Source organism: Glycomyces sambucus (assembly GCF_900102815.1).
Lineage (GTDB): Bacteria > Actinomycetota > Actinomycetes > Mycobacteriales > Micromonosporaceae > Glycomyces > Glycomyces sambucus.
Genome location: NZ_FNGF01000006.1, coordinates 98,251 through 109,935 on the forward strand (window position 1 = coordinate 98,251; position 11,685 = coordinate 109,935).

An 11,685-nucleotide genomic window follows, 5' to 3' on the forward strand; every position below is an offset into this window, starting at 1 on the left:
GGCCTATTCTTCCGTGTTTTCGTTCCTTACGTCATGTGACTTGCGCGAAGTCCGGGCTTCTAGAGCGAGCGGGCGAGCAGGACGCCCGACAGGACCAGGCCGTACACGACGATGGCGAAGCGCAGCGGGCGCTCGGGGATGCGCTGGAACAGGCGCGCGCCGATGTAGCCGCCGATGAACGTGGCGGGGACGAGGACGCCGATGGCCCACCAGGCGACGTCGGCCCACACGCCGTACATGACGCTGGTGACCACGCCGACGATCATGGTGCAGAAGTTCTTCAGCGCGCCGATCCGGGCCAGCTTCTCCGACACGCCCATGGCGATGACGGCCATGAGGATGAGGCCGAGCGCGGCGTTGAAGTAGGAGCCGTACAGGCACCCGGCGAACACGCCCGCGTGCAGCGCCACCGGGTGCAGGTCCCGGCCGCCGTTCAAGGCCGTGACCTTGCGGTTGATCCAGGGGCCGACGGCCATGAGGACCGTGGCGGCGAGGACCAGGAACGGCACGACGGCCTCGAAGACCGAGTGCGGGGTGTTCAGCAGCAGGAGCGCGCCGCAGACCGAGGCGACCAGCGCGGTCGGGATGAGCGCGAGCGCGCGGCGCTTCTGGGGCGCCAGGTTCTCGCGGGAGCCGAACGCGGCCGCCGCGTAGGCGGGGGCGACGGCGATGCCGTTGGTGGCGTTGGCCTGGAGCGCGGGCACGCCGACGGCCATCAGCGTGGGGTAGGTGATGAGCGAGCCGCCGCCCGCGACGGCGTTGAGGCCGCCGCCGAGCAGGCCCGCGAGCACCAGCAGGGAGACCTCGATCAGATTCATGGCTCACGCAGCGTACGCTTGACCGCTGGAACGAGATGGCCAGGCGGCCGCGGCAGTGACGGGAGACCACTACTGTCGAGGAACGTCCGGGCTCCACAGGGCAGGGTGGTCGCTAACGGCGACCCGGGGCGACCCGCGGGACAGTGCCACAGAGAACAGACCGCCAGGCGACTGGTAAGGGTGAAACGGTGGTGTAAGAGACCACCAGCGCCGCCGGCGACGGCGGCGGCTCGGTAAACCCCACCCGGAGCAAGGTCAAGAGGGGCCCCTCGGGGCCCTGCGTGAAGGACCGAGGGCGGCCCGCCCGAGCCCGCGAGGGCGCCTTCACGGGTAGACCGCTCGAGCGCGCCGGCAACGGCGCGCCAAGATGGATGGCCGCTCAACGACAGAACCCGGCGTATCGGCCATCTCGTTCCCTCTTCCCCGCCGCTCAGACGGAGGCCGGGGGCTCCTCTGACGGGTCGGACTCGGCGAGGGGGCCGAGGCCGTAGTGGGACAGGAGCTTCGCGGTGGCGCGAGTCATCTCGGGGAGGGCGTCGACCGGGTGCCAGCCGGCGTCCCAGACCTCGTGGCCGTCGACGATGACCTCGGTGGTCTCGGGGTCGCGCACCAGGCGGAAGACGTTGTCGACCCAGCGGCCGTTCGTGTGGACCACCGCGTTGGGCCGCGCGGGGGCGAGTTCGGCCGGGTCGGCCTCGATGCCGGTCTCCTCGGCGAGTTCGCGGCGGGCGCCCTCGACGGGCTGCTCGCGCCGGTTGAGCAGGCCCGCCGGGAGCGACCAGCGCTTCCCTGGGGGCTGCTTGAGCATCAGCAGCCGCGTGCGGTCCTCGTCCATGACGAGGACGACGGAGCCGAGCGTGTAGGTCGGCGTGGCGATGCGGACGATCCGGCGGCGCATCGGGTGCGGGAGGCGGTAGAAGACCGTGCCCACGAACCGCCGCAGCAGAGGCGCTTTCCGGCGCCGCACAGAGGGAGTCACGCCCACACCCTACAGACGCGCGGAAGGCCCGGAGCGTGGCGCTCCGGGCCTTCGAACGCGTTGCTGCTACTGCGGGCCGAGCTTGCGCGTGCCCGTGTAGTACTCGTAGGTGAGGCCGCCGACGGCCAGCAGGACCGCCACGACGCCGACCGTGATGAGCCACGCCATCCAGAAGACGAGCCCGACGCCGGTGAGGACCGCGGCGAGCGCCAGGCCGAGCGGCCAGTACGAGCCGGGGCTGAAGAAGCCGACCTCGCCCGAGACGTCGGAGATCTCCCCGTCGGGGCGGTCCTCCGGGCGCGGGTCGATGCGGCGGGAGATCACCCAGAACACCAGCCAGACCATGCCGGTCAAGAGCCCTGAGAAGATGAGGGCGACGGTGCCGACCCACTCGACCTGGTTCGGGACCCCGTAGGCCGGGTTCTCGTTCAGGTAGGTCCAGTAGCCGTACCCGGCCGCGAAGATGAACATCGTCACGGCCACGATGGCGAACAGTTTGTTCTCGGTCTTCATCGCTGGTCCCCTAGCTCGCTTCGCCCGAGGCCGGGTCGGTGTTGAACGGGTGCGTGGTGGTCGCGTACGCGTCCTGGCCGATGAGCTCCAGGGCTTCGGGGGTGCTCATGCCCTCGACGCGGGCGTTCACGAAGGTCTCGTAGTCCTCCGGGGAGACGACGCGCATCTCGAAGTTCATGAAGGCGTGGTAGGCGCCGCACAGCTCGGCGCAGCGGCCCACGAAGGTGCCCTCGGAGTTGAAGTCGACCTCCCAGCGGGTGGTCTGCGCGTCGGAGCCGGGGATCAGGTCGCGCTTGAAGAGCAGGTCGGGGACCCAGAAGGAGTGGATGACGTCCTCGGCTTCGCCGACGAAGCGCACGTCGTCCTGGTTGGGGACCACGATGATCGGGATGTAGTCCGAGTCGCCGGTCTCGGTGACGGGCTCGCCGTCGGCGCCGGTCAGGGGCTCGCAGTTCTCGTCGGTGTAGGTGAACTGCCAGTTCCACTTGAACGCCGTGACCTCGGTGCACGCCGTGGGCTGGTCGCTCATCTCGGTGACGTTGTCCTGCACGATGACCGTGTAGTAGAACAGGATGCCGATGAGCACGAACGGCAGGGCCGTGAAGGTCAGCTCGGCGGGGAGGTTGTACTTGGTCTGGCGGGGCAGCTCGGTGTCGCTGTCCTTCTTCTTGTAGGCGGCGATGCACCAGAAGGTCAGGCCCCAGACGATGACGCCGACCACGAGGGCCGCGATCGTCGAACCGACCCAGAGGTCGAACATCTGCTCGGACTGCGTGGTGGGGCGAGTCCGGGGCCAGCCCAGGTAGAAGGCGTCGTCAAGGCTGCAGCCCGCGAGGAGGATTGGGAGCAGCGCGGCGATCCCGGTGAGACCTATCGCGCGGCGGGCTCGGCCGCGACGTTCTCGGGACGGTTTTCCGACCACCTGTCTCATGCCTTTCTCAGCGCTCGGCTCCGCGTCCGCCGCCGGGCAGGCGACAATGGCACGGACTTGACGGCAGAAGCCTACTGCTTGGCTCGTGAAGCGGGGCGCAAGGGGTTGGGTTCGGGTCAGGGTGTCTTCTAGATTGGAACCCGTGACCGAGACCTACTTCGACGGCGCGACCGCCCAGCCGGTCCATCCGGCGGCCCGCGACGCCTATGCTGCGGCTTTGTCGGAGGGCTGGGCCGGGCCCGGACGACTGTACACATTGGGCCGGCGCTCGCGGATGCTGCTGGAGGCGGCGCGCCAGTCGGCGGCCGCGTCGCTGGGCGTGAGTGCCGATGAGGTCACTTTCACATCGAGCGGGACACAGGCCGTGCACGCCGGGATACTCGGCGTCATCGCCGCGCGCAGTGAGCCCGGACCGCTCGTCCACAGCGCGGTCGAGCACTCGTCGGTGCTGCACGCGGGCCAGTGGCACGAGGCGCGGGGCGGCGAGGTCGCGGTCGTGCCGGTGGACCGGCTCGGGCGGGTCGACGCCGATCCCCTCGCGGCGGTCGCGGGGGGCGAGGGGGCGTCGGTGCTGGCGGTGCAGTCGGCGAACCACGAGGTGGGGACCCGGCAGCCGGTCGCGGAGATCGCCCGCGGCATCGGGGACGTGCCGCTCGTGGTCGACGCGGCGGCGAGCCTGCCGTGGGAGCCGGTGCCCGAGGGCTGGTCGGTCCTCGCGGCCAGCGCGCGCAAGTGGGGCGGCCTGTCGGGGGCGGGGCTGCTGGTGGTGCGCAAGGGCGTGCGCTGGCGCAACCCGTTCCCCGGGGAGGACTCCTCGATCCGGGAGGCGGTCAGCGAGGTCGACGTGCCGGCGGCGGTGGCCGCGGCGGCGTCGCTGCGCGCGGTGGTGACCGAGCGCGAGGCGCTGTCGGCGCGGATGCGGGTGCTGACGGAGGGCATCCGGGAGCACATCGCGGCGACGGTGCCGGAGGTGGAGCTGCCGGGCGATCCGGTGGACCGGCTGCCGCACATCGTCACGTTCTCGTGCCTGGGGGTGGACGGCGAGGTGCTGCTGACGGAGCTGAACCGGGCGGGCTTCGCGGTGTCGTCGGGGTCGGCGTGCGCGTCGACGCGGCTGCGGCCCTCGCACGTGCTCCAGGCGATGGGGGTCCTCAGCCACGGGAACGTGCGGGTGTCGCTGCACCGGGAGACGACGGAGGCCGAGGTGGAGCGGTTCTTGGAGGTGCTGCCGGGGATCGTGGCGTCGATCCGGCGGCTGTCGCGATGACGTTGGGCGGCTTGGGTTGCGAGGGGTCCTCGGACTGAGGTCCTAAGACGACGGGGATCACGGGGCGACCCGTGCGGCTTTCTATTGCAAAGGACTTGCAGTTGTGAAACTGTGGCGACAGTGTTCGAACTGCCGCGATAGAGAGAGGCGACGATGACCGTCTACACGCTGCCCGACCTGCCCTACGACTACGGCTCGCTGGAGCCGCACATCAACGGGTACATCCTCGAACTGCACCACGACAAGCACCACGCGGCGTACGTCAAGGGCGCCAACGACACCCTGGAGCGGATCGCCGAGGCCCGGGACAAGGGGGACTTCTCCTCGATCGTGGGCCTGGAGAAGACCCTCGCGTTCAACGTCTCGGGGCACGTGCTCCATTCCCTCTACTGGGAGAACATGAGCCCGGACGGCGGGGAGCGCCCCGAGGGCGACCTGGCCGAGGCGATCGACGAGTACTTCGGGTCGTTCGAGGGCTTCCACGGGCAGCTCTCGGCGGCGACGACGCTCGTGCAGGGCTCGGGCTGGGGCGTGCTGTCGTACGAGCCGCTGTCGAAGCGGCTCATCGTGGAGCAGGTCTACGACCACCACGGGAACGTGGCCCAGACGTCCGTGCCGCTGCTGGCGTTCGACGCGTGGGAGCACGCGTACTACCTCCAGTACAAGAACGTGCGGCCCGACTTCGTCAAGGCGATGTGGGAGGTCGTGAACTGGCAGGACGTGGCCGCGCGCTACGAGGCGGCCAAGGCCGTCTGACCGCAGGTCCCCGGGCCGCGGCCGCGCACCCCCCGTGGTGCGGTCGCGGCCCGGTTCTCGTGCGGCCCGGTTCTCGTGCGGCGCGGTCTCGGTGCAGCACTGTCTCTGTGCAGCACTGTCTCCGTGCAGTGCTGTCGCGTTCGGCCCCTTGTGGTCAGGACGTGCAGCGCACGACGCGCACGCGGCTTTCGCGTCACCAGCCCAGGTCGGCGCCTTCGGACTCGTACCCGTCGCGGGTGCGGGCGCGCCCGGCGGCCAGGAGCACCAGGACCAGCGGCAGGCCCGCGGCCGTGGCGAGGAGCGGCAGGTGGTCGGCGGTGCCGTACCAGGAGGGCGCGGCCTCCTGGAGCATCGCGGTGAGCTCGTACCCGGCCCAGTCGCCCAGCGGCAGCCCTTCGGTGAGCTTCGTGAGGCCGAACCACGCGATCATCGCCGTCCCCGCGCCGCTGAGGAGCCCGGTGGCCGCGACCGACCACTGGGGACCGAAGCGGATCGCCACAGCCAGCGAGGCGAACAGGACCGCGACGGCGAGGTACGCCACGGCGGAGTCGGTGAAGCGGAAGCGCACGATCTCGTCGAGGTGGAGGAGGTACAGCTCCACGAAGTCGTCGCCGCGCTCGCGCAGGCGCTCGGCGGCCCCGGCGCGGGCCTCGGCGGCCGCGATCCACACCGCGGCGGCGCAGACCAGGGAGACCGCGGCGATCGCCGACGCCGTCAGGAACGCCGTCCGCGAACGGCGCGGGGCGGGGTCCGGGAGTCCGGTCAGTGGTCGGAACAAGGAAGTCTCCGATCATCGGCTGCGCGAACCTCCATCCTACGAGGCCGCGTCCGGCGGGGCCAGCTCGCCGGGGGCGTCCGGCGCCACAGGTAGTCTGGGGCGCACCCGCCCCGACACCGCGAAGAACGGCCCCCCAGTGACCCCAGATTTCCTCCGCGACGCCGCCGGCACCGCCGCCGTCTTCGGCTTCTTCGCCATGGCCTGGTTCGGCTGGGCCCAGGAGGCCCCGCCCGCGAAGTGGCTGTGGCCCTTGCGCATCGGCTCGATCCTCAGCGGCCTCACCGCGGTCGCGGGCGGACTCCTGCTGTGGCGCCACTGGTCCGACGGCTCGGTGATCGACGCGAGCGTCGGCCCCAAGTTCGGGATCATCGTCGGCGTCGAGTTCGCCCTGGCCGGGCTCGGCTGCGGGCTCCTCGCCTGGCGCAAGCGGGCCGACCTCATGTCGGCGTGGATCGCGTTCGTCGTGGGCGTGCACTTCTTCCCCGTCGCCGTGCTCCTGGAGATCCCCGCGCTGCACGTCACCGCCGCGCTCGTGACGGTCGCGTCGATCGCCTCGGTGTTCATCGCGAAGGCCCGCTCGCTCACCGTCAGCGCCGTCGTCGGGGCCACCACCGGCCCGATCCTCCTCGCCTCCGGGCTCCTCGCCCTCGCCGACGCGCTCACCCGCTGACCCGGCCGCTCGAGCCCTCGACCGCCGCGACCGCACCCGCTAGCCTCAGCGGATGAGGGTTCTGCATCTTTCGGACACGCACCTGACCGGCGACGGCGCCCTGCACCGCATGGGAATCGACGCCGCGGAGGCCCTGGCCGGCCTCCTGGCCCACCTCGCGCCCCTGCGGCGGATCGACCTCGTCGTGGTCACCGGCGACGTCGCCGACGACGGCTCACCCGGCGCCTACCGGCTCGCCCGCGACATGATCGGCGCCTTCGCCGCCGAACGCGGCGCGCCCCTGGTCTTCACCACCGGCAACGCCGACGACCGGGACGCCTTCGCCGAAGTGCTCGGCAGCGGCCACCTCGACACCGGGCCGCGCGGCAGCGCCTTTCACGAGGCCGCGATCGACGCCGTCCACTCCCCCGAGCGCGCCGCCGCCACCGCCCACGACGGCGTCCGCCTCATCACCCTCGACACCCTCGTCCCCGGGAAGGTCCACGGCCGCATCGGCGCCGCCCAGCTCGACTGGCTCCGCGGCCTCCTCGCCGCCCCCGCCCCGCGCGGCACCGTCCTCGCGTTCCACCACCCGCCCATCCGCTTCCCCAACGCCGTCCAGGACCCGGCCACGCTCATCAACCCCGGCGACCTCGCCGAAGCGATCGAGGGCACCGACGTGCGCGTGATCCTGTGCGGGCACTACCACCTCCAGCTCGCCGGCCGGCTCGGCGACGCCATGGTGTGGACCGGCCCGGCCGTCGTCAACCGCCGCGACCTCAGCTGCGGCGACGAGGCCATCCGGTACGTGCACGGCTCCGCCGCCACCCTCATCGACCTCGCCGACCTCCGCGCCCCCGTCTTCCACACCCTCCAACCCGGCGACACGCTCCGCGAGATGGGCGGCGAGCAGCTGCGGGAAGCGCTGCGGCACCTCGGCCCCGAGGACTAGCGGGAGGCCGGGCCCGGAGGCGGCCCGGCCTCCCCTGCGGGCTACTTCACCGCGTGCGTGACGTCGCGTTCCTCAGCGTAGAAGCAGGCGGTCGGGTGGGTTCCGTTGTCGCCCGCGGCGAGTGTCGGGACCTCCTCGGCGCAGTGCTCCGTGGCCTTCCAGCAGCGGGTGCGGAAGCGGCAGCCCGACGGCGGGTTGATCGGGGACGGGACGTCGCCCTGGAGCACGATCTCCTCCCGGTGCCCCCGCAGGTCCGGGTCGGGCACGGGCACCGCCGACAGCAGCGCCTGCGTGTACGGGTGCCGCGGACGGTCGTAGATCTCCGGCCCCGTCCCCCGCTCGACCACCTTGCCCAGGTACATGACCGCGACCTCGTCGGCGATGTGGCGCACCACCGACAGGTCGTGGGCGATGAACACGTACGCCAGTCCCAGCTCGTTCTGCAGCCGCTCCAGCAGGTTGATGACCTGCCCCTGGATCGACACGTCGAGCGCCGACACCGGCTCGTCGCACACCAGCACCTGCGGGCGCAGCGCCAGCGCACGCGCGATCCCGATCCGCTGGCGCTGCCCGCCGGAGAACTGGTGCGGGTAGCGGTTGACGTGGTCCGGGCTCAGCCCGACCATGTCCAGCAGCTCCTTCACCTCGCCCGCGCGCTTGTTCTTCGGCACCACCTCGGGGTGGATCGCGAACGGCTCGCCCACGATGTCGCCCACGGTGAGCCGCGGGTTGAGCGAGGTGTACGGGTCCTGGAACACCAGCTGGATGTCGCGCCGGAACGGCCGGATGCGCCGCGCCGACAGGTTCCCGATCTCCTTGCCCAGCAGCTTGATCGAACCCGACGTGGGGGTTTCGAGCCCCACCAGGAGCTTCGCGAGCGTCGACTTGCCGCAGCCCGACTCGCCCACGACCCCGAGCGTCTTGCCCGGGTAGAGCTTCAGGTCGACGCCGTCGACGGCCTGCACGTGCCCCACCGTCCGCTTGACGACGACGCCGCGCTGGATCGGGAAGTGCTTGACGAGGTCGCTCGCCTCCAGGACCGGCGCGGCCCCGGTCTCGGACCGGTCGGGTTCAGCGTTCATCGGTGTAGACCTCCTCGGCGAAGTGGCAGCGGGAGCCGTGGGACTCGGCGGGCTCGGTCCACGGCGGCACCTCGGACTTGCACTTGTCCTCGGCCGCGAAGCAGCGCGGATGGAACGGGCACCCGCCCGGGAGCGCGGCCGGGTTCGGCGGCAGGCCGCCGATCACCTCCAGCTCCCGGCCGACGGTGTCGACGCGCGGGATCGCCCGCAGCAGCGCCTTCGTGTACGGGTGGGCCGGCCGCTTGAACGCGTCGCGGATGCCCGCGCGCTCGACCACCTCCCCCGCGTACATGACCGCGACCTCGTCGGCGACGTCGGCGACCACGCCGAGGTCGTGCGTGATCAGGATCAGGCCCATGTGCCGCTCGGACTGGATGCGCTTGAGCAGCCGCATGATCTGCGCCTGCACCGTGACGTCGAGCGCGGTGGTCGGCTCGTCGGCGATGAGCACCTCAGGGTCGAGCGCGAGCGCCATCGCGATCATGACGCGCTGGCGCATGCCGCCGGAGAACTGGTGCGGGTAGTGCCCGACCCGGTTCTTGGCGTCGGGGATGCCGACCTGGTCGAGCAGTTCGATCGCCTTGAGCTTCGCGTCCTTGCGGCTGGAGCCGCGGTGGACGCGGAACAGCTCGCCGATCTGGAAGCCGACCGACCACAGCGGGTTGAGCGAGGACAGCGCGTCCTGGAAGACGATCGCGATGTGGTTGCCGCGCACCTCCCTGCGGGTCTCCTCGGACTGCTCCAGGAGGTCGACGCCGTGGAGGCGCACGGCCCCGCCGGTGATCGCCGCGGGCGGGGTGTCGAGGATGCCCATGATCGCCTGCGAGGTCACCGACTTGCCCGAGCCGGACTCGCCGACGACGGCGAGGGTGCGGCCCTGCTCCAGGGTGAAGCTCGCGCCGCGGACGGCCGGGACGCGGCGGCCGCGCACCCGGAACTCCACGTGCAGGTCGTCCACTTCGAGCAGCGGGGAGTTGAAGTCGGCGCCCGGGAGGGTGTCGCCGATGACGCGGACGGTCTCTGCCACCGGGGTCACCTCAGTTTCGGGTCGAGGGCGTCGCGGAGCGCGTCCCCGAAGGTCGCGAACGCGAACACGGTCAGGACGAGCATCCCCAGCGGCCAGGCGAAGAGGTAGACGTACCCGCCGCCCGCCCACTCGGTGCCCTTGGACAGCAGCACGCCCCAGCTGGTGGCGGGCGGCTGCACGCCGATGCCGAGGACCGCCAGCGCCGCCTCGGTGACGATGATGCCGCCGATGGTGGTGGGAACGACGGCGGTGACCGGGACGATCGCGTTCGGCAGGATGTGCTTGAACATGACCCGGCGGTCGCTCGCGCCCAGGCACTTGGCGGCCACGACGTAGTCGAGGTTCTTCGTCTCCAGGGTGGCCGCGCGCGTGTACCGGCAGAACTCCATCCACCCGAACAGCGACAGGGATATCGCGGCCGGGGCGATGGTCTCGAACAGGTTGTCGGCGGCGACGCGGCCGCGGAACAGGCTCAGGATCAGGACGGCGCCCATGAGCATGGGGATGACGATGAAGACGTCGAGGCCCCGGGAGATGAGCGTGTCGAGCCAGCCGCCGTAGTAGCCCGCGAGGATGCCGAGGATCAGGCCCACGAAGACCGAGGCGACGATGACGACGAGCGCCAGGGTGATCGTGGGCCTGGTGCCGTGGACGAGGGTCGCGGCGAAGTCGCAGCCGAACGCGTCGGTCCCGAGCGGGTGGTCGCCGGTGAACCACGTGTCGGGCCGCAGTTTCGCCTCGCGGCCGAAGCAGGCCGTGGGGTCCTTGTCGGTGAACAGGCCCGGGAACGCGGCCATGGTGAACACGAAGAGCAGCACCAGGGCCGCGATGATGACGTCGGGGCGCTTGCGCATGGTGCGGAACGCGTCCGACCACAGCGACGCCTGCCGCTCGGCGGTCGGCGTCGGGGCGGTGAGCTCACTCATAGCGGATCCTCGGGTCGAGTGCGGCGTAGAGGAGGTCGACGATCAGGCTCACGAAGACCACGACCACCGCCGAGACCGTGAGGCCGACGATGACGAGGTTGCCCTCCTGGCGCTGCACCGCCTGGAAGATCATGCGGCCCATGCCCGGGATGCCCATGACGCCCTCGGTGAGGACGGCGCCGGAGAGCATGAACGCGAACAGGAAGCCGACGCCGGTGATGATCGGGATCATCGAGTTGCGGATGACGTGGACGATCGTGATGCGCATCGGCTTGAGGCCCTTGGCCTTGGCGGTGCGCACGAAGTCCGAGCCGAGGTTCTCGAGCTGGCTGGCGCGGATGAGGCGGGTCATGGTGGCGAGGCCGACGGTGCCGACGATGATGCCCGGGATGATGATCGTCGTCCACGGGTAGTCGGCGTTGTAGTTGGGTCTGAACACCTGGCCCATGAACGACTCGGTGCCCCAGATCCCCCTGGCCCAGCGGGTGAGCGGGACCGCCACGATGTACACGTAGGACAGCAGGATGAGGAACACCGGGATCGAGTCGGCGAGGATCGTGGTGCCGCGCACGGTGTGGTCGATGAACTTGCCGCGGTGGCGGGCGGCCCAGGTGCCGAGGACCATCGCCACGGTCACCAGGGTGATGGTGGCGAAGATGAACAGCCGCAGGGTGTTCGGGATGTAGATGGCCAGGAGCTGGCCGACGTCCCGGTTGCCGTTGAGGGTGGTGCCGAAGTCGCCCTGGACGAAGTTCTGGAGGCGGTCGACGAACGGCGACAGGCACGGGTCGCCCACCCGCTCGTAGCACTTGTTGTCGAGGCCGTAGAGGCGTTCGACCTGGGCGAGCATGCCGGGGTCGGGGGTGCGGTCGCCGCCGAAGAACAGCAGCGCCGGGTTGCCCCGGATCTGGACGGACAGGGCGGTCAGGTAGTGGAGCAGGAAGAGCACGATCCCGAGGGTCAGTAGCGCCTGGAGGAGGCGGCGGATCACATAGCGTCCCATGGTT

At 70.9% G+C, this 11,685-nt stretch carries 13 protein-coding genes and 1 other RNA gene; 5 read left to right on the plus strand and 9 right to left on the minus strand.

The annotated features are described in order from the left end of the window. Positions 1–59 precede the first annotated feature (59 nt). Entirely contained in the window at positions 60–818 is a 759-nt protein-coding gene (locus BLS99_RS18345; RefSeq protein ID WP_091052939.1) for a sulfite exporter TauE/SafE family protein, read from the minus strand. A 31-nt stretch (positions 819–849) separates the two neighbouring features. On the opposite strand from BLS99_RS18345, the gene rnpB reads away from it, so the two are divergent. Beyond that, positions 850–1,234, plus strand: an RNA gene (rnpB, locus tag BLS99_RS18350) — RNase P RNA component class A. A gap of 14 nt (positions 1,235–1,248) precedes the next feature. Here rnpB and BLS99_RS18355 read toward each other — a convergent pair. From BLS99_RS18355 to ctaC, 3 genes are all read right to left on the minus strand, one after another. Further along, positions 1,249–1,785 (minus strand): NUDIX hydrolase, encoded by a 537-nt coding sequence (locus tag BLS99_RS18355; protein ID WP_425432625.1) that lies wholly within the window; start codon positions 1,783–1,785, stop codon positions 1,249–1,251. A gap of 78 nt (positions 1,786–1,863) precedes the next feature. Further along, the gene (locus tag BLS99_RS18360) at positions 1,864–2,310 is read right to left on the minus strand and encodes a cytochrome c oxidase subunit 4 (RefSeq protein ID WP_091052942.1); all 447 of its coding nucleotides are present in this window, start codon (positions 2,308–2,310) and stop codon (positions 1,864–1,866) included. 10 nt (positions 2,311–2,320) lie between these two features. Beyond that, a complete protein-coding gene (gene ctaC, locus BLS99_RS18365) occupies positions 2,321–3,241 on the minus strand; it encodes an aa3-type cytochrome oxidase subunit II (RefSeq protein ID WP_091052944.1) in 921 nt (306 codons plus the stop codon). Positions 3,242–3,383: 142 nt separating this feature from the next. Here ctaC and BLS99_RS18370 point away from each other — a divergent pair, with 142 nt between their 5' ends. Both BLS99_RS18370 and BLS99_RS18375 read left to right on the plus strand, forming a co-directional pair. Then, a complete protein-coding gene (locus BLS99_RS18370; RefSeq protein ID WP_091052947.1) occupies positions 3,384–4,508 on the plus strand; it encodes a cysteine desulfurase family protein in 1,125 nt (374 codons plus the stop codon). Between the two features lie 153 nt (positions 4,509–4,661). Further along, on the plus strand, positions 4,662–5,264 hold the full coding sequence (locus BLS99_RS18375) for a superoxide dismutase (protein WP_091052950.1): 603 nt from the start codon (positions 4,662–4,664) through the stop codon (positions 5,262–5,264). Positions 5,265–5,457: 193 nt separating this feature from the next. Here the strand turns inward: BLS99_RS18375 and BLS99_RS18380 are convergent, their stop codons facing one another. Beyond that, positions 5,458–6,042, minus strand: coding sequence for a hypothetical protein (locus BLS99_RS18380; RefSeq protein WP_091052953.1), 585 nt, complete (start codon positions 6,040–6,042; stop codon positions 5,458–5,460). A gap of 136 nt (positions 6,043–6,178) precedes the next feature. Between BLS99_RS18380 and BLS99_RS18385 the strand changes: the two genes are divergently transcribed. Together BLS99_RS18385 and BLS99_RS18390 are read left to right on the plus strand one after the other, a co-directional pair. After that, on the plus strand, positions 6,179–6,712 hold the full coding sequence (locus BLS99_RS18385; RefSeq protein WP_091052955.1) for a hypothetical protein: 534 nt from the start codon (positions 6,179–6,181) through the stop codon (positions 6,710–6,712). Between the two features lie 52 nt (positions 6,713–6,764). Further along, on the plus strand, positions 6,765–7,643 hold the full coding sequence (locus BLS99_RS18390) for a metallophosphoesterase (RefSeq protein WP_091052957.1): 879 nt from the start codon (positions 6,765–6,767) through the stop codon (positions 7,641–7,643). Positions 7,644–7,684: 41 nt separating this feature from the next. Here the strand turns inward: BLS99_RS18390 and BLS99_RS18395 are convergent, their stop codons facing one another. The 4 genes from BLS99_RS18395 to BLS99_RS18410 are packed head-to-tail and all read right to left on the minus strand — an operon-like array spanning position 7,685 to position 11,681. Continuing rightward, positions 7,685–8,725: an ABC transporter ATP-binding protein gene (locus BLS99_RS18395; protein ID WP_091052959.1), complete on the minus strand. Its 1,041-nt coding sequence runs from the start codon at positions 8,723–8,725 to the stop codon at positions 7,685–7,687. Beyond that, positions 8,715–9,752, minus strand: coding sequence for an ABC transporter ATP-binding protein (locus BLS99_RS18400; RefSeq protein ID WP_218126673.1), 1,038 nt, complete (start codon positions 9,750–9,752; stop codon positions 8,715–8,717). The genes BLS99_RS18395 and BLS99_RS18400 overlap by 11 nt, the downstream gene beginning before the upstream one ends. A gap of 5 nt (positions 9,753–9,757) precedes the next feature. After that, the gene (locus BLS99_RS18405; protein ID WP_091052964.1) at positions 9,758–10,678 is read right to left on the minus strand and encodes an ABC transporter permease; all 921 of its coding nucleotides are present in this window, start codon (positions 10,676–10,678) and stop codon (positions 9,758–9,760) included. Beyond that, positions 10,671–11,681 carry an ABC transporter permease gene (locus tag BLS99_RS18410; protein WP_091052967.1) on the minus strand — a complete coding sequence of 337 codons (1,011 nt, stop codon included), beginning with the start codon at positions 11,679–11,681 and terminating at the stop codon, positions 10,671–10,673. Before BLS99_RS18410 ends, BLS99_RS18405 begins: the two co-directional genes overlap by 8 nt. Between the last annotated feature and the right edge of the window lie 4 nt (positions 11,682–11,685).

Excerpts from the sequence above, each read along its gene's own strand:
- BLS99_RS18345 (WP_091052939.1), bottom strand. The coding sequence starts at position 818 with ATGAATCTGATCGAGGTCTCCCTGCTGGTGCTCGCGGGCCTGCTCGGC.
- BLS99_RS18360 (WP_091052942.1), bottom strand. The coding sequence starts at position 2,310 with ATGAAGACCGAGAACAAACTGTTCGCCATCGTGGCCGTGACGATGTTC.
- ctaC (WP_091052944.1), bottom strand. The coding sequence starts at position 3,241 with ATGAGACAGGTGGTCGGAAAACCGTCCCGAGAACGTCGCGGCCGAGCC.
- BLS99_RS18375 (WP_091052950.1), top strand. The coding sequence starts at position 4,662 with ATGACCGTCTACACGCTGCCCGACCTGCCCTACGACTACGGCTCGCTG.
- BLS99_RS18390 (WP_091052957.1), top strand. The coding sequence starts at position 6,765 with ATGAGGGTTCTGCATCTTTCGGACACGCACCTGACCGGCGACGGCGCC.
- BLS99_RS18395 (WP_091052959.1), bottom strand. The coding sequence starts at position 8,725 with ATGAACGCTGAACCCGACCGGTCCGAGACCGGGGCCGCGCCGGTCCTG.
- BLS99_RS18405 (WP_091052964.1), bottom strand. The coding sequence starts at position 10,678 with ATGAGTGAGCTCACCGCCCCGACGCCGACCGCCGAGCGGCAGGCGTCG.
- BLS99_RS18410 (WP_091052967.1), bottom strand. The coding sequence starts at position 11,681 with ATGGGACGCTATGTGATCCGCCGCCTCCTCCAGGCGCTACTGACCCTC.